Source organism: Streptomyces sp. NPDC051740, assembly GCF_044453165.1.
Classification (GTDB): Bacteria; Actinomycetota; Actinomycetes; order Streptomycetales; family Streptomycetaceae; genus Streptomyces; species Streptomyces atrovirens.
Genome location: NZ_JBITCL010000014.1, coordinates 192,560 through 219,377 on the forward strand (window position 1 = coordinate 192,560; position 26,818 = coordinate 219,377).

Sequence of the window (26,818 nt, forward strand, 5' to 3'; positions counted from 1 at the left end):
GGACAGGTGAGCCGAAAAGGGAGGTCCGAGGCATTCTCCACCTCCTTCGTCACCGATCAGGGAGCCGCACGATGTGTGAGGAGTACACGACCGAACCCCTCGAGCCGCCCGGCGCGCACCGGGCCGGCCCCCCTCGCCCCTGCCGTCCGGCCGAGGTCCGCGAGGCCGTCACCCGGGCGGTCTCCGAACGCTGCCGGGCCACCCGCACCCCCTGCGACGCCGAGGCCCTGGCGGACGCCCTGCTCGTCGCCTCCGAACTCACCACCAACGCCATGCTGCACGGCGGCGGGATCACCGACTTCCAGGTCGACGTGAGCGGTCCCGGAGTGCGCCTGTCGGTGAGCGACCGCAGCGACGAGCTGCCCGTCGTCGTGCCGTCGGCCGACCGGCAGGGACGCCGCCGTCCGGGCGGCCACGGCTGGCCCATCGTGTGCCGGCTGTCCCGCGACATCCGGGTGTCCGACCTGCCCGCCGGAGGCAAGTGCATCACCGCCGTGGTGCCCCTGTCCTGACCGGCCGGAACGGGCCCGGCAGATCGTGTGAGGAAGCGGAGTTTGTTCCACCGGCAAGGGGGCAATCGGAGGTTCGTGCTTCGGACCGGAGGCGCGCCAGCGGGAGCGGTACGCCTGCTGTGGACCCTCCGGGCGTCCCGGCGACGGCCCTCCCGCGGTAGATCCCTGAAACCACCGTTCGGGAGCGAACCGCATGCTCATTGACACGACCGCCCATCGTTCCGGCCCCTCCGACACGACGACCGCCGCACCCCGCCGGCGGCACGACGACGCCCCCGACACCACCGCCCTCTTCACCCGGCTGGCCTCCCTGGAGGACGGCCCCGAGCGGGACGCCGTCCGGGACGAGCTCGTCACCGCGTGGCTGCCCATGGCCCACCGCATCGCCGGCCGCTTCCGCGACCGCGGCGAGGCCGTCGAGGACCTGCGCCAGGTGGCCGCCCTGGGCCTGGTGAAGGCCATCGACCGCTTCGACCCGAGCCGCGGCGCCTTCGAGAGCTACGCCGTCCCCACCATCACCGGCGAGGTCAAGCGGCACTTCCGCGACCGGATGTGGGCCCTGCGCGTGCCCCGCCGGGTGCAGGAACTGCGCAACAAGGTGCGGGTGGCCCGGCGCGAACTCACCCAGAACCCCGGCAGCCCCGAGCCGTCCGTGGCGGCGATCGCGGCCCACACAGGGCTGACCGAGGACGAGGTCGGCGCCGGCATGGAGGCCCTGGAGAGCTTCAGCACCCTCTCCCTGGACGCGGAACTGTCGTCCGACGACGACGGCTACAGCCTCGCCGACACCCTCGGCGCCGCGGACTCCTCCTACGACATCGTCGTCGACCGCGAGTCCGCCAAGGAGGGCCTGCGCAGGCTGCCGGAGCGCGAGCGCGCCATCCTCTACATGCGGTTCTTCGAGGACATGACCCAGAGCCGGATCGCCGACCGGCTGGGCATCTCCCAGATGCACGTCTCCCGTCTCATCAGCCGCAGCTGCGCCCGGGTGCGCGCCGACGTGATGGGACAGCGCACCGGCCGCCGCGGCACCGGCGGACACTCGGCGACGGCGTGAGCGACGCCCGCCCCCACCAGAGAGCGAGACACATGCTGAAGCCCCACCCCACCGTGCTGCGCCGGCTCGTCGAGGAGTACGAGACCCTGACGGCGGCCGGAGGCGGACCGGCCGGCCCGGACCCGCGGATCGGCGACCTGGCGTACACCCTGTGCGTGTCGACCGGCACCCGGGACGTGCGCCACGCGCTCGCCACCGCGCGCGGCTGGCTGGCGACGGCCGGGCAGGACGCGCCCGGGGCCGGCACCCCGGCCGCCGTATGACCCGCGGTGTGCGGGGAACCCGTAGCGGATGAGCGAATCCGAGATTCCCCCGGAAGGCAGGCCCGTGGACGTCTACCTCGACCTCCTGCGGGTCCGGATGGACACCGAGGACTACCGGCTTCTGCTCCACGTGGTGGAGCCGGTCCTCCAGGCGATCGAGGAACACCGGCTGTCCGGCATGGACCTCGCGCTGGACGGCGGGGACGAGGAACTCCCCCAGGAGGTGCGCGACGAGGCCGCCCTCGTCATCGCCACCGCCGTCACCGGCCGCCTGGACAACGAGGTGGTCGAGCTGGAGGTCGACGAGACCGGACCGGTCCGGGTGGTCACCGACGCGGCGACCGCCGCCGACCCCTCCCGTCTGGGCGAGATCGCCGACTACATCAGGGACCGCCACCGCCAGAACGAGGAGCTACGAGGCATCGCCGAGGCCAGCGGCCTCCCGACCGACTTCTGAACCCCGCCCGTGTCCCGCCCGCGCGTACGGCCCCGGTACCGACCGGGGCCGTACGCATGGGCGGGCCCGACCGGCCCGGCGGTCCGCCGGCCGGCCTGTGACGGTGCCGGCGGCGTCCGGGTGCCGGACGGGGGCGAACGTGAGGGCCGGCATGGGCAACCGCCTGGTCGCCGGGGGAGGTGTGGGCGTACCCGGGGACCGCGGCTCAGCGGTCGGGGGTCTTCACCGGGACGGCCAGGGGGCGGGCGAGGCCCACCACGGCCTCGTCCAGGCGTTCCAGGTGGCGCAGAACGCGGTCGGTGATGCGGCCGTAGCGGGCGGTGCCGTCGCCGCCCAGGAGGGACGCGATGCTCGGGCCGGTCTCCACCGGCACGGTGACGTCCTCGTCGGCGACGCGGTCCGCGATCGTCACGATGTTGCGCACCGTGCGCCCCGCCGCCCCGCGCAGCCGGGGGTCCGCCGCGATCGACGGATGGGTCGGCAGCAGCTCCGCCGTGGCCGCCAGCGAACGCGCGTGGTACGCGCAGGTCTCGAGGAGCGCCACCACGTAGCGCGCGTTGGTGCGCCGGGCCCGCAGCGGGGTCACCGGATGCGTCAGCGGCTGGGTGGCGGACCGCAGGTCGCCCAGCGCCTGGTCCAGCTCCCGCGCCTTGTCCAGCAGATCGCCGGCGGGACCGCCGCTGAGCTGGCCGACGGCGGCCTCGGTCACCCCGGCGAGCCGCTCCAGCACGGTGACCAGCAGCTCGTTGGTGCGCCGGTCGGTGTGCACCGGCAGCACCAGCGCCGCCGCGACCACCCCGCAGGCCGCCCCCAGCGCCGTCTCCTCCACCCGCAGCACCAGCACCTCCCAGCTGTAGGTGTGCAGCAGGGTGTAGAGCAGCCCGAGCATCGCCGTCACGAAGAACGACATCAGTGTGTAGGACAGCGGCGCCGTGTAGAACATGGCGAAGATCAGCACCAGCACCAGGAAGAACGCCGTCCAGGTGTGCCCGCCCACCAGGGCGGCCAGCAGGATGCCGGCGACGACGCCGAACACCGTGCCCAGCAGCCGCCGGTAGCCCTTGACCAGGATCTCGCCGGTCGAGGCCGTGTTGATGAAGACGATCCAGCAGGTGAGCACCGCCCAGTACCAGCGGTGCGCGGACAGCAGTTCGCCCCCGGCGATGGCCAGTGCCGAGCCCACGGAGACCTGCACGGCGGCGCGCGTGGTGGGCCGTCGCAGCCCCTTCGGCGACTCGGCCGCCTCCGTCTCCGCCTCCTCGCCGGCGTCGATGGCGGCGTCCTCGGCGTCCAGCTCCTCCCGGGACCTGGCCGTCGCCGGACTGTCGTCCGACTCGTCCTGCGGGCCCTCCAGCGCGATACGCAGCCCCATGACGGCGCGCGCGGTCTCGCCGACGGCCCGGAACACGTCCCGCACGGCCGGGGTGGCGACCGGCAGGTTCTCCTCGTCCCGGTAGCCGAGCAGCCGGTTGCGCAGCTGGGCCACGCCCGTTCCGCCGGCCCCGGTGCGCACCACCAGGGCCCGCAGCGCGAGCAGGTCCCGCCGCAGTACGGCCGTGGCCTCGTCCGGACCGGGCAGCCGGCCCACCTCCGGGGCGGGCGCACCGGGCAGATGCAGGGTGAGGGTGTCCGCCCGCTGGGCGCTGCGCGCCGACAGCAGCAGCAGACCGAGCCGCTCGGCGGCGATCTCCGCGTCCGCGATGCGGCGCTGCACCAGCCGCGCCGTCGACTCGTCCGGAGTGCCCTCCTCCAGCCGGCTCTGGATCATCAGGGCCGTCTCGTGCAGCCGTGCGGTGCCCTCCCGCATGTCCTCCAGGGCCTTGTCCGCCTCGTCGGGCCCGGCGTCCAGCAGCGCCAGCTGCGCGGAGACCAGCCGGCCCAGCCGGGCCCGGAAGGCCGTCCGCAGCCGCAGCAGCAGGCCGGCGGGCGTCACGGGGACGACCGCGAACCGCACCAGGGCGCTGCACGCGAACGCGACGGCCAGGACCGCCCACAGCCCCGGCAGCTGCGCGGGGGAGGCACCGACGAACAGGGACACGAAGTAGACCTGGAAGCCGATCAGACCGAGCGCGGTCCCGCGGTCCCCGAACCGGCGGCCGTACACCGCGGCGAAGATGAGGACGACGAAGAAGGCGTCCCCGACGACGACCCGCTCGCCGAGCACCGCGCCCAGCGACACGGACACCAGCGCGACGGGCAGGCCGACGGCCAGTGTGACCGCCTGGGCGCCGCGCTGCTTCTCCCGGATGGCGAAGGTGGCGACCATCGCCGCCATCGCCCCCGCCACCAGGTGGGTGACGTCGAATCCCGCCGAGGCGAGCACGGCCAGCGTCAGCGCGATCGCGCCCACCGTCCGCAGCCCGGCCGTCAGCCGCAGCAGACCGGGGTCGGACGCCGCCAGGTGGTCCCGCAGCCGTGTCCGCACCGAGCGTCCCGCAGCCTTCACTCCACCGCACTCTCTCCCGCCGTACACGCACGCCCGGACCCCGGCACCGCCGGGCGCGCGCCGTCTCCCGCCCCCCGGATCACCGCGCGGCCCGGCCCGCCTCCGCGACGTGCTCCCGCACCTGCTCCGGCGTCAGATAGGCGTCCAGGTACTCGAAGTCCCGCAGGTTCCCCGGCTTGTGCGCCTGGAATCCGGTGCGTACGAAATCGTCGCCGGCGACCGCGTTCAGCAGCCAGTTGGTCATCACCCGCGTCTTGGCGACACCGGTGCGCAGCGCCGACCAGTGGTAGCCGCGGGCCACCGCCTGGGCGGGCAGGCCGTGCAGTTCGATGCCGAGCGGCTTGGACACCGCGTCGGTGCCGCCGAGGTCCACCACGAGTCCGAGGTCCTGGTGGACGTACGGCCGTGTCGGCCGGCCCCGCAGCGTCGCGATGACGTTCTCGGCGACGTGCCGGCCCTGCCTCAGGGCGTGCTGCGCGGTCGGCGGGCACACGGCGTCGTCGCCCTTGGCCACGTCGGGCACCGCGGCCGAGTCGCCGAGCGCGAACACCCCGTCGTGGCCCGGCAGGCACATGTCCGCGTTGACCGCGAGCCGCCCCCGGACGGTCTCCGCGTCGAGCGTGGCGATGAGCGGGCTGGCGACGACACCGGCGGTCCAGATCAGGGTGCGGGTGGGCACCGCCCGGCCGTCGGTGAAGGTGACCTCCTCGGCGCCCGCCTTCGCGATGGAGACGCCCAGCGAGATCTCGATGCCGCGCCGGGTCAGGATCTCCTGCGCGCTGCGCCCGAGCTTCTCGCCCAGTTCGGGCATCAGCTTCGGCGCGATGTCGATGAGGTGCCACTTGATCAGGCCCGGGTCGAGCCGCGGGTAGCGCTTGACGGCGGCGTGCGTCAGCCGCTGCAGGCAGGCCGCGGTCTCGGTGCCCGCGTAGCCGCCGCCGACGACCACGAACTGCAGCCGCGAGGCCCGCTCGGCCGGATCGTGGCTCGCGTCGGCCAGGTCGAGCTGGGAGATGACGTGGTCGCGGAGGTAGGCGGCCTCGGCGAGCGACTTGAGCCCGAAGGCGTGGTCCGTCAGCCCCGGGATGTCGAAGGTGCGGGTGACGCTGCCGGGGGCCAGCACGATGTAGTCGTACGGCTCGTTGACGATCTCGCCGTTGACGATGCGGATGACGCAGACCTTGGACTTCAGGTCCACGCCGATGGCCCCGCCCGGGATGATCCGGGTGCGGTACTTCTCGCTGCGGCGCAGGGAGAGCGCGACCGACTGCGGGGTCAGCACGCCCGACGCCACCTGGGGGAGCAGCGGCAGATAGAGCTGGTAGGAGAACGGCGTCACCAGAGTGAGGTCGGCCTCGTTCGGGGCGAGCCTGCGCTCCAGCCGGCGCACGCACTCCACGCCGGCGAAGCCCGCACCCACCACCAGGATCCTGGGTCGTGTCACGGTGTCCATCCCTTCCTGCGGCTCCAGGCGGTCTGCCTCGAACATCGACAACTGACGCGTGCCCCTGTTCGGCACCACGATGCCCGCACCTTCGCCGGAACGCACCGGGAAGGGAGTCGGCGGCCGGTTCAGCCGCGCAGGTGGCACAGGAGCAGGCAGACGTCGTCGTCGCGCTCGGAGTCGCTCAGCAGGGGGCGCAGGAGCCGGTCCGCCGAGTCCTCCAGGTCCGCGTCCAGTTCCGCCGGACCGAACGAGCCCAGGGCCGTCGCGAGCCGTTCGATGCCCGGGTCGATGCCCCGGGCGCGCCGCTCCACCAGCCCGTCCGTGTAGAGCGCGAGCGTCGAACCGGGCGGCAGCCGCTCGGTGTGGTCGCCGATGTCCTGTTTCAGCGGGATGCCGAGCATCGCGCCGGGCTTGGCGTCCAGGACGCGCACCCGCCCGTCGGGCAGCCGCAGCACCGGCGGCGGATGACCGGCGGCGGCCCACGTCAGTGTCTGCCCGTCGGGATGGAACCGGGCGATGACCGCCGTGGCGAACAGGTCGGGCTGGAGATGGCGCAGATACCCGTGCAGCCGGGTCAGCAGCCGGCCGGGGCTGTCGCCGTCGACGGCGTAGGCGCGCAGCGCGGTGCGCAGCTGGCTCATCATCACCGCCGCGTGCAGCCCGTGTCCGGTCACGTCGCCGATGACGGTGATCAGACCGCCGTCGCGCTGCCGGAAGGCGTCGTACCAGTCGCCGCCGATGTTCAGCCCGTGCGTGGCGGGGAGATAGCGCGCGGCCAGGCTCAGACCCGGCGTCGCCGGCAGGTCGGTGAGCAGGGCGCGCTGCAGCGTCTCGGCGATGTCACGGTTGTGCTCGAAGCGGCGGGCGTTGTCGATGGCGGTGCCGGCCCGCCGGGCGAGCTCGAGCAGCATCACGGCGTCGTCCGGGTCCCAGCGCTCCCCGGGCGACGACAGCGTCAGCACGCCCAGCGGCGCCCGGCGGGTCAGCAGCGGGATGCACAGCAGCGGCCGGTCGGGGTCCAGGGCGGAGGGGGGCTGGTCGTCCACCCCGGGCAGGCCGCCGGGGTGACCGGCCGCGTACTGGGGACGCCCGGTGCGGGCCGCGTGGACCGCCGCGCGCGGGTGGGACGTGGGCCGGTACCGGTCGTCCTCGTGGTCGAACAGCCATATGCCGACGTGGTGGGCGTACCGCGGCACCAGCAGCTCCGGCAGCCGGCGCACGATCTCGTCGTGGTTGAGCGAGGCGTTCAGCACGGCGCTCGCGTCCGCCAGGAACGTCAGTCTGCGGCGCGCGTTCTCCGCCTCCTCGCGCGCCCGGCGCTCGGCGGCGAACGCCTCCCGCTGCGCGCGTCCCGCCGCGTCCAGCTCGGCGTGCAGCGCCAGGACGCCCTGATTGGTCTGGTGCAGCTCCTCCCGGTGGAAGGCGACCAGTTCCTCCTGCTCGGCGAGTTTGTCCAGCACCACGGCCGTGTCCTCGTCGGCGCCCAGCAGCGCCTCGGACAGGACGGCCGGGTCCCTCGTCACCGGGCCGGCGTCGGACGCCCGGCCCGGCTCGGGGCACGGGACGGTCACCGTCCACGGGGCGCGGCCGGCGGCGCCCGCGCCCGGTGCCGGTGTCACCGCCGCGTGCAGCGCTCCCACCCCGGTGGAGGGGCCGGGGACGTCCAGGGTGAGCACCCAGACGCCGCCCTTGGTGAGGCACTGCCGCAGCTGGCCGCTGAGCGCCGCCGCCAGCCGCGCGCGTTCGACGGGGGGCACCCCGTGCGCCGCCGCCAGCCGGGCCACGGCGATACGGGCGCGAGCCGCGTCCGTGACGGTCCGGATCCGCCAGGTGTGCGTCATGGGCGGTCCGGCGGTGCGGGGGCCAGTACGGCCACGGCGGTGTCGTCCCGCACCGGACGCGCGGAACTGCCGGCGTCGCGGACGGCCACGGCGGCCGTCACGGCCGGGTCGGCGGACGGAAGCCCCGTGTCCGGGGGCGGCGTCCAGCGGCTGGGCAGACCGTCGGTGTGCAGGATCAGCAGACTCTCCGGGGTCCAGGCGACCTCGTCCTCGCGCACGGTGCCCGGCCGGTGCACCCCGACGATGCCGGGCCGGGACAGCAGGGTCCGCCAGCGGCCGCCCTCCCGCAGCCGGGCCGTCACATTGCCGATCCCCGCGAAGCGCAGCCGGCCGGCCCAGGTGTCGAGCTGCGCCACGGCGACGGCCGCGCCCCGGGTGCCGGCCAGCGCCGTGTGGAGCTTCGGCAGGCACTCGGCGGGCGGGAGCCGGGCCCAGTGGCGCAGCTCATCGACGGCGGCCGTCGAGGCACGCGCCGCCTCGCTCCCGTGGCCGAGGCCGTCGGCCAGCATCAGGGTCAGCCGGTCGCCGGACCTGACCCAGGCCCAGGCGTCCCCCGAGAAGTCCGCCCCGGCGAACGGGACGTTCACGCCGCCGACGCGCACACCGGGAGCCCCGGCGGAGCTCTCGCCGACGGCGGGGCCGAGGCGTGCCACCGCCACGGTGCCCCGGCCGAGCGCGCTGTGCAGACCGAAGTCGTCGGCCAGACGCCGGCAGGTGCCGAGGCCCGCGCCGAGCGAGCGGGTGGTGGAGAACCCGTCCCGCAGCGCACCGTCCACATCGGCGATGCCCGGCCCGTGGTCGAGCGCGGTGATCTGCACGGCCCGTCCCGGCCGGCCCTCACCCGGTACCGGCGGATCCACGATGTCGACGATCATCTCTCCCGCCTGCGCGTGCTTGAGGAGATTGGTGGCGAGCTCGGTCGCCACCAGCGCCGCGTCGGCGGTGCGCCGCTCGTCGAGACCGGCCTCCGCCGCGGCCTCCTCCGCCGCGACCCGGGCGTCGCGCACCCGGGTCGAGTCCTGCACCAGTACATAACGGACACGGGGCATCAGGCGTCCTCACGCCGGCGCGGCGGCCGGGTCACCCACGAGGTCACCCGCACCGTGGTCCCCGACCCCGGGACGCTCTCGACCTCGAAGTCGTGCACCAGGCGCCGGGCACCGCCCAGCCCCATCCCCAGCCCGCCGCCGGAGGTGTAGCCGTCGCTGAGCGCCCGCTCGAGGTCGGGGATGCCGGGGCCCGAGTCGCTGAAGGCCAGCCGCAGCCCGTCGGCCCCGCCGGTGGTGACGTGCGACGCCTCCATCAGGCCGCCCCCGCCGTGCACCAGGGTGTTGCGGGCCAGCTCGCTGGCGGCGGTCACCAGTTTCGTCTGGTCCACCAGACCGAAGCCGAGCTGGGCGGCGGCCTGCCGCACATGCTGACGTACCCACACCAGGTCCATGTCCGACCGGATGGGCAGGCGGGCCTCGACGCCCGCGGTGGTGGGCATCACGGACTCTCCTCGCGCAGGCCGCCGGAACGCGGAGCCACGACGGGCTGCGCGAGGAGCTCCATCGCCGCCTCGGTGGTGAGCGCGGTCCGCAGCCCCGGCAGCGTCAGACCCAGTTCCACCAGGGTGATGGCGACCGCGGGCCGCATCCCGGCCACCACGGTGCGCGCGGCCAGCAGCTCGGTCTGCGCCGCGGTCTCGGCCAGCACCCGTCCGAGGAAGGAGTCGACGATCTCCACCCCGGAGATGTCGATGACCACCCCCGTGGCCCCGCTGCGGGCGATCGTCTCGGAGAGGTCCTGCTGAAGCCGGTGTGCCGTGCTGTCGTACAGGTCGCCCTGGAGGGTGACCAGCAGAACGTCACCGAGCCTGAGGACCGGCACATGTCCCGCGACCGGGCGGGCGAACCCCTCGCTCACCGCCGGCCCGCTCCGTCGGGGGCCGTGTGCACGATGTTCGTCCCCAGCTCGTGCAGGCAGTACCCGAGCGCGTCGGCGAGGCTCGCCCGCGTCTTCACCGTGCCGAGGTCCAGACCGAGGTGCACGATGGTCTGCGCGATCGCCGGACGGATGCCGGACACCACGCACTCCGCGCCCATCAGCCGGGCCGCGGCGACCGTCTTCATCAGGTGCTGCGCCACCAGGGAGTCGACCGTCGGCACACCGGTGATGTCGAGGATCGCGAACCGGGCGTGCTGCTCGACGACCGCGTTCAGCAGGGTCTCCATCACCACCTGGCTGCGGGCGCTGTCCAGCGTCCCGATCAGCGGGACCGCCACGATGCCGTCCCAGAGCTTGATCACCGGCGTCGCCACCTCCAGCAGCTGTAGCCGCTGCCGGTCGATGAGGGACTGCGTCTCGCTCAGCGCCGTCTGCATGGCCACCAGACGCAGCGTGCCCAGGAGCATGCTGAGCGTGGTCGAACACGCCCGCAGTTCCTCCGGCGACGCCTGGTCCAATTCGGCGACCAGGAGATTCTCGGCCGGTGGCCACAGCGCCGCCAGCTCGCTCGACACCTGGGTGTTGGACAGCCCGGCACGGGAGCGGGCCGCTCCCATCCGGGCCAGCTGCTCGCGCACCGCCGTGAAGCCCGCGGCGTCCGGGTCCTCGACCCGCTGCGCGTCGGCGACCTGGGCCAGCGCGTCGACGACCGCCTTCCCCGCCTCCACCGCCTCGTCGCGCGAGACCGTGAACACCGTACGGAACAGGGGCTCGTCCGCCCACCGCTGGGCGATCTGCTCGCGCCGGCGCCGCAGGAAGTCCCTGACCTCGTGCGTCGGTGTTCCGAGTGATCCGCCCGCTTCGTGCTCCGGCACCTGTCTGTTCTCCTCGTCGTCGTTGCGTCGCACCGCGCCCGAACGCCGGGGCGGCGATGTGACCTCGGCCGGATGGCCACTCTGACCACGCCCGGGCGCCGTGGGCGCCGGAGCGTGCGGACCGCGCTCAGGCCTCCGGTTCGACCGGGGTCCCCGGCAGCCCGTCCACGCGCTCCAGTGCCTCGTCGACGCTCTCCGAGACGGGCACGGTGATGCTCACCCCCGTCAGGTCCAGGATGCGGCGCACCGCGGAGGTGGGGGAGATGATGTGCACGCTCCCCGGCAGCTCACGGGCCTCCTGATAGACCCGGAGGATGATGTTCATGCCGGACGAGTCCATGAAGGGGACCGCCGACAGGTCGAGCAGGAAGTGCCGGCGGCCGTGGTGCAGCTGGTTCGCCAGGTGGTGCTGGAACTCGGTCGCCGTGTCGACGTCCAAGTACCCCTCCACGGTGAGCAGCGCCACGTCCTCACGCGGCAGGGTCACCTCGACGGACAACGGGTCCTGGGCAATGGGCACGAGTACCTCCAACAAGGTGATCAAGCTCTTCGTCGCGCAGCCGCGCGTACCCCCGAATCGCCCGGTCATGCCTCGGCCCGCCCGGCCGGCCGAGGCCCACTCCTCAGCCGACCCGGATACCGACGATGCAGGTGTCGTCGTCCGTGTCCGACCTGCTGTACGTGAGCAGCCGGTCCAGCCGCTGGTCGAGCGTGTCCGGGGCCGTGGCGGCGGTGGTGAGCAGATGGGTCAGCGACTCCTCCACGCTGCGGTCCCGGCGCTCGACCAGACCGTCCGTGTACATCAGCAGGTTGTCCTCGGCGGCCAGCCGCACCTCCGACTCCTCGTACACCGCCTCCGGTACGGCACCGAGCAGCATCCCGCGCACCAGCGGCAGCGGAGCGGCCTCGGAGTCCCGCACCAGCACCGGCGGCAGATGACCCGCACGGGCCCACCGCAGCGTGCGCGAGTCCGGGTCGTACAGACCGCACACGGCGGTGGCGGTGACGCCGCCCGTCAGGTGGTGCGTCACGATGTTCAGCCACGACAGCAGCTGTCCGGGGCCCGCCCCGGTGACCGCGAGACCGCGCAGCGCGTTGCGCAGGACGACCATGCTGGTCGCCGCCTCTATGCCGTGGCCGGCGACGTCGCCCACGCACAGCAGCACCAGCCCGGACGGCAGCACCACGGCGTCGTACCAGTCGCCGCCCACCAGCTGCTCGGCCTCCGCGGGCCGGTAGCGGACGGCCACGTCGAGGTCGGGCACCTGCAGCGGCGCCTGGGTGGGCGGCATGATGGCGCGCTGCAACTGCAGCGCCAGCCGGTCGCGTTCGCTGGCGTGCTGCTCGGTGTGCGCGAGCTGGTCGCGGGTGGCCGCCAGAGCCACCTCGGTCCAGTGCTGGGAGGAGATGTCCTGGTAGGCGCCGCGGGTGGTGAGCAGCCGGCCGTCGGCGTCCAGGACCGGCTCGGCGACGACCCGGATGTGCCGGGTCACCCCGTCGGGGCGTTGCAGCCGGAACGCGGCGGACGCCGGGCGCCGGTGGTGCAGCAGGGTGCGCAGGAAGCGGCCGATGGTGACGGCGTCGTCCGGGTGGGCGTGCGCCGGCAGCTCCGCCAGCGGCACCGGCAGGCTGGACTGCGGACGCCCGTACAGGTCGAAGAGCTGCCCGTTCCAGGTGATCTCCCCGGTCAGCAGGTTCTCCTCGAACCCGCCGATCCGGCCGAGCCGCTGGGCGTGCTGGAGCAGGCTCGCCAGGCGGGCCGTCTCGTCCTCGATCCGCCAGATGAACAGGATGCCGGAGCCGTGCCGGCTGACACTGATGTCCGCGAGCGCGGACAGCGGCACCTGGTCGACGAGGGCGGTCAGGTTCATGCGCCGGGTGCGGAACGGCTCCCCCGTGGCGTACACCCGCTCGATCCGCTGGAACAGCTCGCTGTCCCCGGCGGCCATCGGGTACGCCTCCAGGAGCAGCGCACCGCTGACCATGGCGCGCGGCCGGCCCGCCGGGTCCAGGAAACGGCTGTTGACGTGCTGGATGCGGAAGTCCAGCAGGTTCCCGTCCGTGTCCAGGTGCGGCACCAGGACGAGAGCCGGGTCGTACAGCCCGTCGGCCAGGTCCATCAGCTCCGCGGCGTCCGGCAGCACCCGGGGCTGCTGGGCCGGGCCGCTCGGCGCCTTGTACATCTCCAGGGTGTGCGCGCACAGCTCCGCCAGGGCCTCCACCTGGCGCACGATCTGCGGCGGCTGCTCGGGCAGCGGAGCCGGCCAGACGATCTCCAGCACGCCGTACACGCGGCCCCCCGTACCGGCGGGCAGGGCCGCCCGGCCGCCGTCCGGGTGGTGGTGCCGGCCGACGCTGGGCAGGCCCCGGTCGGCCAGCGAGGTGATCCACAGGCCGTCGCGCTCCGCGAGGCCGCACCGGGCGACCGTCGCCACGTCCGGCGGTACGTAGTACCAGCGCGCCGCCTCCGCGGGGGAGAAGCCGGCGCTGCCCGCCAGGGTGAGCGATCCGTCGGCGCCGAGCGCCCAGATCGCCACCGCCACCGCGCCCAGCGGACGCAGCGCCTGCGCCAGCAGGGACTCGGCCACGGCCTGGGTGTCGCCCGCCGCCAGCACCCCGCTCTCGGCCGCGCGCAGCCGCACGGCCGCGGGGTCCGGCCCGGCCTCCTCGGCGGCCCGGGTGGCGGCCAGGAAGGCGTCCGTCACCTCGGACATCCGGTCCCGGGCGGCCTGGTTGATGACCTCGACCGCGAACTCCAGCTGGGTCGTCCCGGCCTGCTCGGTCAGCTCGGCGAGCTGGCGGGCGGCCTGCGAGGGACCGCACCCCAGCCGTTCGACGAGGATGCCCTTGGCGAGTTCGATCAGCGCCCGGCCCTCGGCCTCGGCCTGCGCGGCCCGCACCTCCCGGCTGAGCCGGTCCACGGTGGCCGCCAGCCTGCCCACCGGCGAGTCCGCGGACACCCCGGCGGGTCCGGCCGACGGCCGTTCCAGTCCGGGCCCGTCGGCCTGCGGCTCGCCCTGATGCTCACTGATGCTCACTGTGCGCACGCTCCTCGGAGGCGGGGCCCTGCGACGGGGCTCATGCCGGCAGCCAGCGGCGGACGCAGGCGATCAGGTCCTGGGTGTCGACCGGTTTGGTGACGTAGTCGCTGGCCCCCGAGGCGAGGCTCTTCTCCCGGTCCCCGGGCATCGCCTTCGCGGTGACGGCGATGATGGGCAGCTCGGCGTACCGCGGCATGGTGCGGATCTCGGCCGTGGCGGCGTAGCCGTCCAGCTCGGGCATCATCACGTCCATCAGCACGAGCGCCACGTCGGGGTTGTCCACCAGTCTCTCGATGCCCTTGCGGCCGTTCTCCGCGTGCAGCACCCGGAAGCCGTGCAGCTCCAGGATCCCGCTGAGCGCGAAGAGATTGCGCGCGTCGTCGTCGACGACGAGGATGGTGCGGCCGGAGAACGAATCGTCCACCACGGTCTGCGGCGCCGACCGCTGCGGCTCGTCGGGCCGCACCAGCGACAGCACGTCGCCGGGCTCCTCCGCGGAGAGGTGCAGGGCGATGCGTTCGCGCAGCTCGTCGAGGCTGGACAGGAACTCCAGCGCGGTGCCCTCGGCACGGGACCGCAGGTCCTCCTCCACCGCCGTGTCCACCCGGTGGCCGCTGTGCACCAGCACCGGCACGCTCGCCAGGGCGGAGTCGCCCCGCAGCGCCTCCAGGAACCGGGTGACCTCCTCCTGGGCCGTGCCGAGCTCCAGCACCACGCAGTGGCACGGATCGGCGGCCAGCGCACCGGCGGCCTCCTGGGCGCCGACGGCGGTGAGGATGTCGACCGAGGGCCGGAAGGCGTCGTCGCCGCGCGCGACGTCCTGGACCACGCTCTCCGCGACCAGGGTGAGCAGGCCCCGGGGCCGCTCCTCCACGACGAGCAGCCGCCGCGGACGCGGGCCGGACGCCGGCCCCGCCTCGATCGCCGCCGGCTGCCGGGCCGGCACCTCGGGCAGGGCCTCGCCCGGCTCCCGGTCCGGGAGCGGCGAGGGCCGCAGCAGCTCCTCGAAGTCGGGCCGGGCCACGGGCAGGAACAGCGTGAACGTGCTGCCCTGGCCCGCGACGCTGTCCACCGTCACCGCGCCGCCCAGCAGATGCGCGATCTCCCGGGTGATGGACAGACCGAGCCCGGTGCCGCCGTACTTGCGGCTCGTCGTGCCGTCCGCCTGCTGGAAGGCGCCGAAGATCGCCTCCAGGTGCTGCTCGGGAATGCCCACACCGGTGTCCTGCACCCGGAAGGCCACCACGGACCCGCCCCGCAGCACACCGCTGGGCACCTCGTCGTCCGGCGCGGGCTCGATCCGCAGCTCCACACCGCCCCGCTCGGTGAACTTGACCGCGTTGGACAGCAGGTTGCGCAGCACCTGCCGCAGCCGCGAGTCGTCGGTGAGCAGGTCGGCCGGCGCGCCCGGCGCCGTCGTCACGGTGAAGTCCAGGCTCTTCTGCATCGTCATCGGCCGGAAGGTGGCCTCGACGTACTCGATGAGCCGGCGCAGCTCCACCCGCTCGGGGCTGACGTCCATCTTCCCGGCCTCGACCTTGGACAGATCGAGGATGTCGTTGATCAGCTGCAGCAGGTCCGAGCCGGCCGAGTGGATGATCTGCGCGTACTCGACCTGCTTGGGGCTGAGGTTGCGCGAGGGGTTCTGGGCGAGCAACTGGGCCAGGATCAGCAGGCTGTTGAGCGGGGTGCGCAGCTCGTGGCTCATGTTCGCCAGGAACTCCGACTTGTACTTCGAGGCCAGCGACAGCTGCTGGGCCCGCGCCTCCAGCTCCTGCCGGGCCTGCTCGATCTGGAGGTTCTTCGCCTCGATGTCCCGGTTCTGCGCGGCCAGCAGCGCGGCCTTGTCCTCCAGTTCGGCGTTGGAGTGCTGGAGTTCCTCCTGCTGGGTCTGCAACTCCGCCGAGCGTTCCTGCAGTTCGGCGGTGAGCCGCTGCGACTCGACGAGCAGCTCGTCGGTACGGGCGTTGGCCACGATGGTGTTGACGTTGACGCCGATGGTCTCCATCAGCTGGGCCAGGAAGTCCTGGTGGATCTGGGTGAACGGGGTCACCGACGCCAGCTCGATCACGCCGAGGACCTGGCCCTCGACCACGATGGGCAGCAGCACCAGCACGGTCGGCACCACCTGGCCGAGCCCGGAGGAGATGGTGACGTAGTCCGGCGGCAGCTCGTCCACCGTGATGGTGCGGCGGCTGCGCGCGGCCTGGCCGACCAGGGTGCGGCCGAAGGCGATCCGGGTGGGCCGGCCGTCGTCGTCGGGGTAGCCGTAGGAACCGACGAGCCGCAGCTCGGGGCCGCCGTCGCCGTCCTCCGCGAGGTAGAAGGCGCCGTACTGGGCCGACACCAGCGGCACCAGCTCGTCCATGATCAGCTCGGCGACCACGGGCAGGTCGCGGTGGCCCTGCATCAGGCCGGAGACCCGGGCGAGGTTGGTCTTGAGCCAGTCCTGCTCCTGGTTGGCCCGGGTGGTCTCGCGCAGGGACTCCACCATCGAGTTGATGTTGTCCTTGAGCTCGGCGACCTCGCCGGAGGCCTCCACGTTGACGGAGCGGGTCAGGTCGCCCTCGGCGACGGCACTGGTGACCTCGGCGATCGCGCGGACCTGCCGGGTGAGGTTGCCCGCCAGCTCGTTGACGTTCTCCGTGAGCCGCTTCCAGGTGCCGGAGACGCCCTCGACCTCCGCCTGGCCGCCGAGGCGGCCCTCGGTGCCGACCTCGCGGGCGACGCGGGTGACCTCCTGGGCGAAGGCGGAGAGCTGGTCGACCATCGTGTTGATGGTCGTCTTCAGCTCCAGGATCTCGCCGCGCGCGTCGACGTCGATCTTCTTCGACAGGTCGCCCAGGGCCACGGCGGTCGTCACCAGCGCGATGTTGCGCACCTGGCCGGTGAGGTTGTTGGCCATGGAGTTGACGTTGTCGGTGAGGTCCTTCCAGGTGCCCGCGACATGGGGCACGTGCGCCTGGCCGCCGAGGCGGCCCTCGGTGCCGACCTCGCGGGCGACGCGGGTGACCTCGTCGGCGAAGGCCGACAGCGTGTCGACCATGGTGTTGATGACGTCGGCCAGCGCCCCGACCTCTCCGGCCGCCTCGACCCTGATCCGCTGCGACAGGTCGCCCCGGCCCACCGCGGAGGCGACCTGGGCGATGGAGCGGACCTGGCCGGTCAGGTTGGACGCCATCACGTTGACGTTGTCGGTGAGGTCCTTCCAGGTGCCGGAGACACCGCGCACCTGCGCCTGGCCGCCGAGGCGGCCCTCGGTGCCGACCTCGCGGGCGACGCGGGTGACCTCGTCGGCGAAGGCGGAGAGCTGGTCGACCATCGTGTTGATGGTGTTCTTGAGCTCGAGGATCTCGCCGCGGGCGTCCACGGTGATCTTCTGCGACAGGTCGCCCTTGGCGACCGCCGTCGTCACCTGGGCGATGGAGCGGACCTGCGCGGTGAGGTTGCCCGCCATCGCGTTCACCGAGTCCGTCAGGTCGGCCCAGGTGCCCGAGACCCCCGGCACCTGTGCCTGGCCGCCCAGCGCCCCCTCGGTGCCGACCTCACGGGCCACTCGCGTCACCTCGGAGGTGAACACCGACAGCTGGTCCACCATCCCGTTGAAGACCTTGGCGATGTCCCCCATGAGGCCGCCCGCGTCGTCCGGCAGCCGGGTGCCGAAGTCCCCGTCCCGTACGGCCGTCAGCCCCGCCAGGAGCCGCCTCAGCTCCTGGTCCCCCGGTGCCGCCTCGGTCCCCTCGGTGCTCTTGCTGGTCATGCGCACCCTCGTTCCGACCAGAGTCAGTGCGCGTTTCCGCAGTTCACGGATGTGCGCGATGAGAAAATACGCCGAAGGCTAACCCAGGTGGCGGGTGCGGAACAAAGCGTGGCGCCTCGGGGGGAAACGATCCGAGAAAACTCGGGACCGCTTGCATACCTTGGCCAGTGAGGGGTACTCGGCCGAATTTCGACGGACGCGGAGCGACGGAGCGCCGGCGCGCGCGGTTTTGGTCCACGCCTTTCGAATGCGCGCGCGCCTGACGGGTATTTGCTGCTGTGGAGCTGGGCGACGCCCAGGGGATCCGTCGTCATCGGGGAGGCAAGGAGCAGTGCCCATCGACAGCATCTGGTCGTACGCGCCGGACCTGGGCCAGGTCCAGGGGCAGGACCTCACGGACTACACCGTCGTCGCGAGCGACGGCACCATCGGCCACGTGGACCGGCAGGCCGACCACCACGGCATGCGGCACCTCGTCGTCGACACCGGGGTGTGGGTGTTCGGCCGCAGCCTCCTGGTGCCGGTCGGCGTCGTCGCGGCCGTCCACGCCGGGGAACGCCAGGTGACGTTGGCCTGCACCAGGGCCGAGGTGAAGGCGGCGCCCCGGTTCCGCACCGACAGCGAGACCATGGACCCCGCCTATCTCACCGCGGTCGGTGACTACTATCACCGGCTGCCGACGCGCGAGAGCCCCACCGGATGAACACCGCACGGCAGACGCGCCCGGCCGACGGCACGGGGGTGCGCAGCGCCGCCGGCGCGCGGGCGCACGCCGAGGCGACGGTGCGGGCGCGCTGGGACGCCGAGGGCCGCATCCCGCACCAGCAGGACATGATCGACCTCTCGCTCGTCGTGTCGGAGCTGGTCACCAACGCCATCCGGCACGGCGCCGGACTGGCCGGCTTCGACGCGCGGACGACGGGGGAGGGTGTAAGGATCGCCGTCCACGACCACAGCGACGTCATCCCCGAGGCCGCCGGCGGGACCGGCGCCCTGCCGGCCGTGCACCGCGGCAGCGGTTACGGCTGGCCCCTGGTGATCCGGCTGGCGCGGGACATCGACGTCCGCAGGCGCCCCGGCGGCGGCAAGACCATCAGCGTGTTCGTCCCCCTGCGCGACGCGCCGGCCTAGGTTCACCAGGGCAGGAAGACGTGGATGTCCTTGCCGTGGTCGTCGCTGACGACGCTGACCTGGTCGCACAGCGTGTGGATCAGGTGCCAGCCGATCCCGCCGCCGCCGCGGTTGGGGTGGAAGGGCCGCGGGGCCGGCTCGGTGGTGCTGGTGTCGTGCATCACCACGTGCACCCCGTCGAACGTTCTGCGCAGACGCAGCTGGAACGGGCCCGGCGCGTACTGCACCGCGTTGGCGGCCAGCTCCGTGACCACCAGGAGTATGTCGTCCCAGTGCTCCGGAGCCGACGGCGCCGCCACACGGGCCAGGTCGAAGAGGAACTCCTCCGCGACCAGGCGTGCGTCCGTCACATCGTGCAGCTCCCCCGGGAAGCTGGCGATGCGGCTCGTGATGTCCTCGGCAGCCAGTGTCCTGTCCCTACGCGGCTCGCGTGCCATCTCGCCTTCCAGGCCCCGTCGTCGCGGGGCAGTCGTCCTTGTGCCTGCGCCCCCTCGAACCGTGGGTTCCCGTGCGGGCGGAGCCTACGCGCCCGCATGCCCGTGCCCGCCCGGTGACAAACCCGTTACCGACCGGCAGCGGCTCCCGGGGCCTGCCCACGACGTCCGTCCCGCCCGCCGCCCGGCACGCGCTCCGCCGGAGGGTGACCCCTACCCGTCGAAGGCGCTCCGGCGCCCTGCGATCGCACGCTCGAACCCAGCTCGCGCGGGGGCGCCCCTCGGGCGGACGACGGGAGGGCCGGACAGGACCCGGCCCTCCCCGGACGCTCAGCGGAAGACGTTGTCCGAGTCGTCCCAGCCGGACGGGTCGTCCACGGCCGGTGTCCGTCCCGGACGGGTCCGGGAGTGGTACATCGCGTCGATCTCCAGCGCGTAGTGCCGCACGATCTCGTCCCGGCGCAGTTTCATCGACGGCGTCAGCAGCCCGTTGGCCACGTCGAACGGCTCGGGCAGCACCCGGAACACCCGGATCGACTCCGAGCGCGACACACTGCTGTTGGCCGCGGCGACCGCCCGCGCGATCTCCTCCCGCAGCGCGTTCTCCTCCCGCGCCTCCCGGGCCGGCGCGTCGCCCGGCAGGGACAGCGCCGCCCGCCAGTCGTTGAGGAACTCCGGGTCCAGCGTGATCAGGGCACCCACGCACGGCCGGTTGTCGCCCACGACGACGGCCTGGTGGACCAGCGGGTGCATCCGCAGCCGCTGCTCCAGGGCCGACGGCGCCACGCTCTTGCCGCTGCTCGTGATGATGATGTCCTTCTTGCGGCCGGTGATCGTGAGGTAGCCCTCGGCGTCCAGCCGGCCCAGATCGCCCGTGGCCAGCCAGCCGTCGCGCAGCACGGCCCGGGTGGCGGCCTCGTCGCCCACGTACCCCTGGAACACCGACGGCCCGCGCACCAGGATCTCCCCGTCGTCGGCCACCCGTATCCCGGTGCCCGGCAGCGCCTGCCCGACGGTGCCGGACTTCTCCCGCCCGAACGGCTGCATCGTCACCCCGCCGCTGGTCTCGGTGAGCCCGTAGCCGTCGTGGACGTAGATGCCGATCCCCTCGTAGAAGAGGGACAGGTCGCGGTGGAGCGTCGACCCCCCGGAGGTGGCCCGCAGCACCCGGCCGCCCAGCGTGGCCCGCAGCCTGCGGTAGACCGTGCGCTCGTACAGGGCGTGCTGCAGCCGCAGGTCGAGGCCCGGCCCGGAGCCGAGGCCCAGCCGCTGCCGCTCCAGCGCGGCGGCGAAGTCCTGTGCCGTGCCGGCCGCCCGCTCGAACAGGGCACCGCGGCCCGACAGCTGTGCCGAGCGCAGGAAGTTCTTGTAGATCTTCTCCAGCAGCGACGGGACGGCGTACAGATAGGTGGGCCGGAAGGTGCGCAGGGCCGAGGCCAGGGAATCCCCGCCGATGTCGGGTTCGTGCCCCATCAGCAGCCCGCCGCGCACGCACAGCACCTGGATCATCAGACCGTAGACGTGGGAGAAGGGCAGGAAGGCGAGGACGGCGGCCTGCTCACCGGGGGGCGCCGTGACGTGGCCCCAGCCCGCCAGCAGGGTGTCGCTCATGAAGGCCAGGCCGCGGTGGCTCAGCGCGCAGCCCATGGCGTGGCCGGACGTGCCGGAGGTGTAGGCGACGACGGCCGTGGAGTCCGGCAGGACGATGCGGCGCATCGAGTCGACCGTGGCCGCCGGGATGAACTCGCCGCGCGCCACCAGCTGGTCCAGCGCGCCCGCGTCCAGCTGCCACACGTGCCGCAGCGCCGGCAGCGCGGCGCACACGGACCCGACGGTCATCACGCCCTGCTCGTCCTCCACCAGCACGGCCACACAGCCGGAGTCCCGCAGGATCCACTCCACCTGCTCGCGCGAGGAGGTCGGATAGATGGGGACGACCTCGGCGCCCACCGTCCACAGGGCATGGCCCAGGAGGGTCCACTCGTAGCGGGTGCGCGCCATGATCGCCACCCGCATGCCGGGCGAGATGCCGGACGCCACCAGGCCCTTGGCCACGGCGACGACCTCGTCGCGGAACTCGATGGCGGTGATCCGCTCCCAGGTGGCGGAGGCCGGGCCGGCGCGGCGGGCGAGCACCGGCAGGGCGGGGCTCTCGGCCGCCGTCCCGAAGAGGCTGTCGGCGAGGCCGCCGGCCAGGGGCGAGGCGGATGGGGGAGCGAGAGCGAGGTCGCGCATGCACTGCTCCTGACGTGTACGGGCTGTGACTCGGCCGATGAGCACCGTCATCGGCGGTGCCTGAATGTAGCCGAGCCGGAGCGCCCACGCGCCGGGATCGCGACAAGTGTGTCCGCACTGATGATCTCGCCGCTTTCGGGGGACCCGGACGGTATGAGTTACGTGAATCCAGATCCCGATCCGGAACGCAGCACCGGCCTCGAACCGGGCGGCGGCGTACCCCCGGGTGAGACCCCGCCCGCGGAGAGCAGCATGCCCGAGGCGGGCCCCCGGGAGACGCACAACCCGACCAAGGGCTGGGCCAAGGGCCCGCTGGCCGCGATCCTCGTCCTCGTGGTGCTGGTCGCGGCGTTCTTCCTGGTCTACGCCATCATCCTCATCCTCTGACGCCCCCTGCCCGCGAGGAGACGCCGCCTACCCGCGAGGAGCGGACCCCGCACGCCCAGCCCCCTGGGTGTGCCGTACGCACTCCGTGACGACGTCCCTCAGGCTCCCCGTGCGTTCCAGCAGGGCGCGCTGCACCTGCGCCCCGTTGCCGTCGCGCAGCAGCCGTGCGCAGCCCTCGCGGGCGCGCTCCAGGTCACCGGTGGCCTCCAGGGCCTCGGCGGCGTGGTCGAGGAGGTCGCGTACGACCGTCTCCGCCGGCATGCGCCGCATGGTCTCCGGGTGGAGCAGCTCGCCCGTCAGCCCCGAGCGGGCCGCCTGCCAGGCGGCCAGCCGGAGCAGGCTGACACCGGGGTCCACCGGCTCCCGGCCGGCCCGCCACTCGCGGGCCGCGGTCTCCACCAGCCCGCGGGCGAGGGTGGCGATCAGCGCCGCCGTCTCCGCGTGCAGACAGACGTCGGAGACGCGGATCTCCACCGTCGGGTACTGCTGGGACAGCCGGGCGTCGAAGTAGACCATCTTCTCGTCGAGGATGACACCGGTGGCCACCATGTCGGCGACCCGCCGGTGGTAGCGCTCGGCCGAGCCGAACGGCTCGGTCGGACCGGCGGACGGCCAGCGCTGCCAGACCCGGCTGCGGTAGCTGTTGTACCCCGTCTCCTTGCCCTGCCAGAACGGCGAGTTCGCGCTCAGCGCCGCCAGCACCGTCAGCCAGGGCCGCAGCCGGTCCACGACCCCGACGCCCTCCTCGTCGGACTCGACGGACACATGGACGTGGCAGCCCATGACGAGCTGTTCCCGGGTGGCGATGCCGTACTGCTCCTCCATCCACCGGTACCGGCGGTTGACGCCGATGGCCGGGCTGACCGGCAGCGGCGAGGTGGCGAGGGCGGCGACGGTGCAGCCGATCTTCCCGGCGTACCCGGCCGCCTCCTCGCGGCAGCGGACGATCTCCTCGTGCAGGCTCTCCATCGAGGACTGCGGATGCGTGGCGAACTCCAGCATCTGCTCGTGCAGTTCCTTCTCGAAGACGTCCTGTTCCGCGCCGTCCCGGGCGGCACGGGCGAGTACCGCCGCGGACCTCGCCCGCGGTTCGCCGCTCTCCGGATCGACCAGGAGGAGCTCCTCCTCCACTCCGACGGTGCGCACCTGGTGCCGCCCTTCTGTGACCTGCCGTGACGACGCCGAGAGGACCTCGGCCGTACGACCCCGAATGCCCCGGTGAGGGCCTCGGACACCTGGCGGCGTCAGCGGACTCTCACAGGGCGACCGGTGTCAGCCACATCGTCGCGAGCGGCGGCAGCGTGAGCCGTACGGTGCCGTCCTCGGGCTTGACCGGGTCCGGGTGCGTGACGTCCCCGCCGCCGTAGTGCGCGGCGTCGGTGTTGAGGACCTCCTGCCAGGCGATCACGTCGTCACCGACACCGAGGGCGTAGTCGTGCCGGACCACGGGGGAGAAGTTCGACACCGCGAGCAGCGGCCGGCCCTCGGTGTCGTACCGCAGGAACGCGAAGACGTTGTCGTCGGCCGCGTCGACCGACACCCACCGGAAGCCGGACGGGTCGGTGTCGCGCTGCCACAGCGCCGGGGTCGCCCGGTAGCGGGTGTTGAGGTCGCGCACCAGGTCCCGCACCCCGCGGTGGTCGCCCGCGGAGTGGTACCCGTCGTCGAGCAGCCACCACTCCGGGCCGGTCTCCTCGGACCACTCGGCACCCTGCGCGAACTCCTGCCCCATGAACAGCAGTTGCTTGCCGGGGTGGGCCCACATGAACCCGAGGTAGGCCCGCACGTTCGCCCGCCGCTGCCACCAGTCGCCCGGCATCTTCGACACCAGCGCCTGCTTGCCGTGCACCACCTCGTCGTGCGAGATGGGCAGCACGTAGTTCTCGCTGTGGGCGTACACCATCGCGAACGTCATCTCGTGGTGGTGGTACTTGCGGTGCACCGGCTCGTGGGAGACGTACTCCAGCGAGTCGTGCATCCAGCCCATGTTCCACTTCAGGCCGAACCCGAGACCGCCGGTGTCGGTGGGCCGGGTCACCCCGCCCCACGCCGTGGACTCCTCCGCGATGGTCACCACCCCGGGGCAGCGCCGGTACACGGTCGCGTTCATCTCCTGGAGGAACGCCATCGCCGCCAGGTCCTCCCGGCCGCCGTACGCGTTCGGCTCCCAGCCTCCGTCCTCGCGCGAGTAGTCCAGGTAGAGCATGGAGGCCACCGCGTCCACCCGCAGTCCGTCGATGTGGAACTCCTGGCACCAGTACACGGCGTTCGCGACCAGGAAGTTGCGCACCTCGGTGCGGGCGAAGTCGAAGGTGTACGTCCCCCAGTCGGGGTGCTCCGCGCGCCGGGAGTCCCCGGGCTCGTACAGCGGGTCCCCGTCGAACCGGGCCAGCGCCCAGTCGTCCTTCGGGAAGTGCGCCGGCACCCAGTCCATGATCACGCCGATCCCGGCCCGGTGCAGCGCGTCGACCAGGTACTTGAAGTCGTCCGGGGTGCCCAGCCGGGCGGTCGGCGCGTAGAAGCCGGTGACCTGGTAGCCCCAGGACGGCCCGAACGGGTGCTCGGCGACCGGCATCAGCTCGACGTGGGTGAAGCCGAGGTCCTTGACGTACGCCGGGAGCTCTTCGGCGAGTTCGCGGTACGTCAGTCCCGGCCGCCAGGACGGCAGGTGCACCTCGTACACCGAGAACGGCGCCTCGTGCACGGGCGTCGCCGCCCGCCGCGCGAACCACTCGGCGTCGCCCCACTCGTAGTGCGAGGCCGTCACGACGGAGGCCGTGTTCGGCGGCGCCTCCGTGCGCCGCGCCATCGGGTCGGCCTTGAGGAACCGGTGGCCGTAGCGGGAGTGGATCTCGAACTTGTAGCAGGTGCCCTCGCCGACACCGGGCAGGAACAGCTCCCACACCCCGGACGAGCCGAGCGAGCGCATCGGGAACGCCGTGCCGTCCCAGTGGGTGAAGTCGGCGGCGACCCTCACCCCCTGCGCGTTCGGCGCCCACACCGTGAAGCGGGTGCCGGTGACGCCCTGGTGGGTCATCGGGTGCGCGCCGAGCGCCGTCCACAGCTCCTCGTGCCGGCCCTCGCCGATCAGATGCAGGTCGAGCTCGCCGAGCGCGGGCAGGAACCGGTACGGGTCGTGCGTCTCGACGGCCGCGTCGTCGCCGTAGGCCACCGTCAGCGTGTACGCGGGGACCGCGTCCAGCGGCAGTACGCCGGAGAAGAGGCCGTCGCCCTCCGACACGAGCGGGGTGCGTTCGCCGTCGACGACCACACCCACCTCACGCGCGAAGGGCCGCAGCGCCCGGAAGGCGATCCCGCCGGGCACCGGATGGGCGCCGAGCAGCGCGTGCGGATCGTGGTGGGCGCCCGCCAGCAGGCGCCCCCGGTCGGTCGGGTCGAGGGCGGGTGCGGCGCCGGGGGGCGCGGCGGCGGACGGGACGGGCCCGGCCGACTCGGGAAGCGGGGTGTCACGCAGGGCCACGGCTTCAGTCTCCTCTCACGGCGAGGCGCTCGATCGCCGCCATGGGTACGGGCAGCCAGTCGGGTCGGTGCCGGGCCTCGTACAGCACCTCGTACACGGCCCGGTCCGTCTCGTAGGCGCGGAGCAGGCCGTGCTTCTTGCGCGGGTCCCAGCCGGCGCGGGCGGCGTAGCCCGCGCAGTAGGCCTCACGGCAGCGGCGCGCCCACTCCGGGCGCCAGGGGCGGCGCTGGCGGGCGGCGTAGTCGAAGGAGCGCAGCATCCCGGCGATGTCCCGCACGGGGGAGTGGGCGCTGCGCCGTTCGGAGAGCGGCCGGGACGGCTCGCCCTCGAAGTCGATGACGAACCACTCGCGCCCCGCCCGCAGCACCTGCCCCAGGTGCAGGTCGCCGTGGACGCGCTGGGCGGGCGGCCCGGCGTCGCAGGTGGTCAGGGCGGCGAAGGCGGCCCGCAGCCCCGGCACGAACGGCTGGAGCGCGGGGACGGCGTGCGCCGCGGCGGCCAGCCGCTCGGTCATCGCCGCCGCCGTCCGCCCGTTCTCGCCGGGCGCGCCGATGGGGAACGCCGTGGACAGCGCCAGGTGGACGTCCGCCGTGGCCCGGCCCAGCGCGTGCGACTGCGCGGTGAAGTCGTCACCGGAGGCGAGCGCGTCGAGGGCCAGCGTCCAGCCGTCGGAGGCGTCGCGCAGATACGGCTGGAGCACACCGAGCGTCGCGTTGAACGGATACGTGGTGCGCAGCCAGGCCACCGGGGCGGGCACCCGGTGGCAGCCCTGCGGGGCCAGCGCCCCGGGCACCTCCAGGTCCGGATTGACACCGGGCTGGACGCGTCGGAACACCTTCAGGATGTACTCGTCGCCGTACACCAGCGAGGAGTTGGACTGCTCGGCGGTCATCAGGCGCGGCACCAGTCCGGCGGGCACCTGCTGGGACCCGTCGCACTCGAACCGCAGCGGGCCCGCCGCGCCGGGGTGGCGCAGCCGTTCCAGGAGCAGCTGGGCGGCGCGCGGGTCGTGCAGGGCGTCGTAGACCGTCAGTCCGGCCAGCCGGCCGTCCGGCACCCTGCCGATGAGCGCCTTGCCGAGCCGCGGCGAGGGGTGCTCCCGTACGCCGAGGAGGAGCTGGTAGCAGTCACCGGCCGGGGGAGTGCCGCCGGGAGCGGGCACGCCTCCGTGACCGGCGTGCACCAGCATGTGCAGACAGCCCGGGAACAGCTCCGTCATCGAGAGCACACCGAGGTCGGTGACGGGCCGGTCCTTGCCGGCGAACCAGCGCTGCAGCGGCAGCCACTCGCGCAGCAGCCCGGTGAGCGACTCCATGGGCTCGGCGGGCGCGCTTCGCGGCCGCAGGAACGCGGTCTTCGTCATGGTGACGCCTCCTCTCCCCGGCACACGCTCACAGTCGTCGGCCGATGCGGGACGCGACGCGGGTGAGCCGGAACCAGTAGAAGCCGTGGCCCCCGAGGGTCAGCAGGTACGGCAGTTCGCCGACGGCGGGGAAGCGCACCCCGCCGAACAGCTCGACCG

At 73.3% G+C, this 26,818-nt stretch carries 23 protein-coding genes; 7 read left to right on the forward strand and 16 right to left on the reverse strand.

Annotation, left to right across the window (positions count from 1 at the left end; genetic code table 11):
• Positions 1–71: 71 nt before the first annotated feature.
• The 4 genes from ACIA6T_RS23805 (at position 72) to ACIA6T_RS23820 (ending at position 2,289) form a co-directional block, all read left to right on the forward strand.
• Positions 72–512 carry an ATP-binding protein gene (locus tag ACIA6T_RS23805; protein WP_399448473.1) on the forward strand — a complete coding sequence of 147 codons (441 nt, stop codon included), beginning with the start codon at positions 72–74 and terminating at the stop codon, positions 510–512.
• A gap of 193 nt (positions 513–705) precedes the next feature.
• Positions 706–1,569, forward strand: coding sequence for a SigB/SigF/SigG family RNA polymerase sigma factor (locus ACIA6T_RS23810; protein ID WP_399448474.1), 864 nt, complete (start codon positions 706–708; stop codon positions 1,567–1,569).
• Between the two features lie 32 nt (positions 1,570–1,601).
• Positions 1,602–1,832: a DUF5133 domain-containing protein gene (locus ACIA6T_RS23815; protein WP_399448475.1), complete on the forward strand. Its 231-nt coding sequence runs from the start codon at positions 1,602–1,604 to the stop codon at positions 1,830–1,832.
• A 28-nt stretch (positions 1,833–1,860) separates the two neighbouring features.
• Positions 1,861–2,289, forward strand: coding sequence for a hypothetical protein (locus ACIA6T_RS23820; RefSeq protein WP_399448476.1), 429 nt, complete (start codon positions 1,861–1,863; stop codon positions 2,287–2,289).
• Between the two features lie 205 nt (positions 2,290–2,494).
• On the opposite strand, the gene ACIA6T_RS23825 is transcribed toward ACIA6T_RS23820, so the two are convergent.
• From ACIA6T_RS23825 to ACIA6T_RS23870, 10 genes are all read right to left on the reverse strand, one after another.
• Positions 2,495–4,735, reverse strand: a complete 2,241-nt coding sequence (locus ACIA6T_RS23825; protein WP_399448477.1) for an FUSC family protein — start codon at positions 4,733–4,735, stop codon at positions 2,495–2,497.
• Positions 4,736–4,814: 79 nt separating this feature from the next.
• Entirely contained in the window at positions 4,815–6,188 is a 1,374-nt protein-coding gene (locus ACIA6T_RS23830) for an NAD(P)/FAD-dependent oxidoreductase (protein WP_385194900.1), read from the reverse strand.
• Between the two features lie 119 nt (positions 6,189–6,307).
• Positions 6,308–8,023 carry a PP2C family protein-serine/threonine phosphatase gene (locus ACIA6T_RS23835; RefSeq protein WP_399448478.1) on the reverse strand — a complete coding sequence of 572 codons (1,716 nt, stop codon included), beginning with the start codon at positions 8,021–8,023 and terminating at the stop codon, positions 6,308–6,310.
• On the reverse strand, positions 8,020–9,072 hold the full coding sequence (locus ACIA6T_RS23840; protein ID WP_399448479.1) for a SpoIIE family protein phosphatase: 1,053 nt from the start codon (positions 9,070–9,072) through the stop codon (positions 8,020–8,022). Before ACIA6T_RS23840 ends, ACIA6T_RS23835 begins: the two co-directional genes overlap by 4 nt.
• Positions 9,072–9,512: an anti-sigma regulatory factor gene (locus ACIA6T_RS23845; RefSeq protein WP_399448480.1), complete on the reverse strand. Its 441-nt coding sequence runs from the start codon at positions 9,510–9,512 to the stop codon at positions 9,072–9,074. Before ACIA6T_RS23845 ends, ACIA6T_RS23840 begins: the two co-directional genes overlap by 1 nt.
• Complete coding sequence (locus ACIA6T_RS23850; protein WP_399448481.1) at positions 9,512–9,931, reverse strand: STAS domain-containing protein; 420 nt, start codon at positions 9,929–9,931, stop codon at positions 9,512–9,514. Before ACIA6T_RS23850 ends, ACIA6T_RS23845 begins: the two co-directional genes overlap by 1 nt.
• Positions 9,928–10,827: an STAS domain-containing protein gene (locus ACIA6T_RS23855; RefSeq protein ID WP_399448482.1), complete on the reverse strand. Its 900-nt coding sequence runs from the start codon at positions 10,825–10,827 to the stop codon at positions 9,928–9,930. Before ACIA6T_RS23855 ends, ACIA6T_RS23850 begins: the two co-directional genes overlap by 4 nt.
• Positions 10,828–10,954: 127 nt before the next feature.
• Positions 10,955–11,347 carry an STAS domain-containing protein gene (locus tag ACIA6T_RS23860; protein ID WP_399448483.1) on the reverse strand — a complete coding sequence of 131 codons (393 nt, stop codon included), beginning with the start codon at positions 11,345–11,347 and terminating at the stop codon, positions 10,955–10,957.
• A 103-nt stretch (positions 11,348–11,450) separates the two neighbouring features.
• A complete protein-coding gene (locus tag ACIA6T_RS23865; protein ID WP_399448506.1) occupies positions 11,451–13,817 on the reverse strand; it encodes a SpoIIE family protein phosphatase in 2,367 nt (788 codons plus the stop codon).
• A gap of 88 nt (positions 13,818–13,905) precedes the next feature.
• Complete coding sequence (locus ACIA6T_RS23870) at positions 13,906–17,628, reverse strand: HAMP domain-containing protein (protein ID WP_399448484.1); 3,723 nt, start codon at positions 17,626–17,628, stop codon at positions 13,906–13,908.
• Between the two features lie 331 nt (positions 17,629–17,959).
• Between ACIA6T_RS23870 and ACIA6T_RS23875 the strand changes: the two genes are divergently transcribed.
• Complete coding sequence (locus ACIA6T_RS23875) at positions 17,960–18,331, forward strand: PRC-barrel domain containing protein (RefSeq protein WP_399448485.1); 372 nt, start codon at positions 17,960–17,962, stop codon at positions 18,329–18,331.
• Positions 18,328–18,759, forward strand: a complete 432-nt coding sequence (locus ACIA6T_RS23880; protein WP_399448486.1) for an ATP-binding protein — start codon at positions 18,328–18,330, stop codon at positions 18,757–18,759. The genes ACIA6T_RS23875 and ACIA6T_RS23880 overlap by 4 nt, the downstream gene beginning before the upstream one ends.
• Before the next feature lie 2 nt (positions 18,760–18,761).
• Here the strand turns inward: ACIA6T_RS23880 and ACIA6T_RS23885 are convergent, their stop codons facing one another.
• Together ACIA6T_RS23885 and ACIA6T_RS23890 are read right to left on the reverse strand one after the other, a co-directional pair.
• Complete coding sequence (locus tag ACIA6T_RS23885; protein ID WP_399448488.1) at positions 18,762–19,196, reverse strand: ATP-binding protein; 435 nt, start codon at positions 19,194–19,196, stop codon at positions 18,762–18,764.
• A gap of 327 nt (positions 19,197–19,523) precedes the next feature.
• The gene (locus ACIA6T_RS23890) at positions 19,524–21,428 is read right to left on the reverse strand and encodes an AMP-dependent synthetase/ligase (protein WP_399448490.1); all 1,905 of its coding nucleotides are present in this window, start codon (positions 21,426–21,428) and stop codon (positions 19,524–19,526) included.
• Positions 21,429–21,581: 153 nt separating this feature from the next.
• Between ACIA6T_RS23890 and ACIA6T_RS23895 the strand changes: the two genes are divergently transcribed.
• Positions 21,582–21,815, forward strand: a complete 234-nt coding sequence (locus tag ACIA6T_RS23895; RefSeq protein WP_399448491.1) for a DUF6480 family protein — start codon at positions 21,582–21,584, stop codon at positions 21,813–21,815.
• A gap of 27 nt (positions 21,816–21,842) precedes the next feature.
• Here ACIA6T_RS23895 and ACIA6T_RS23900 read toward each other — a convergent pair whose 3' ends face one another.
• The 4 genes from ACIA6T_RS23900 to ACIA6T_RS23915 all read right to left on the reverse strand — a co-directional run.
• Positions 21,843–22,961, reverse strand: coding sequence for a glutamate--cysteine ligase (locus tag ACIA6T_RS23900; RefSeq protein WP_399448492.1), 1,119 nt, complete (start codon positions 22,959–22,961; stop codon positions 21,843–21,845).
• Positions 22,962–23,070: 109 nt separating this feature from the next.
• Entirely contained in the window at positions 23,071–25,296 is a 2,226-nt protein-coding gene (gene glgB / locus ACIA6T_RS23905; protein WP_399448493.1) for a 1,4-alpha-glucan branching enzyme, read from the reverse strand.
• A 4-nt stretch (positions 25,297–25,300) separates the two neighbouring features.
• Positions 25,301–26,659, reverse strand: coding sequence for a maltokinase (locus tag ACIA6T_RS23910; protein WP_399448494.1), 1,359 nt, complete (start codon positions 26,657–26,659; stop codon positions 25,301–25,303).
• A gap of 28 nt (positions 26,660–26,687) precedes the next feature.
• Positions 26,688–26,818, reverse strand: a 131-nt coding sequence (locus ACIA6T_RS23915; RefSeq protein WP_391964322.1) for an alpha-glucosidase C-terminal domain-containing protein, incomplete at its 5' end; no start/stop codon positions are given.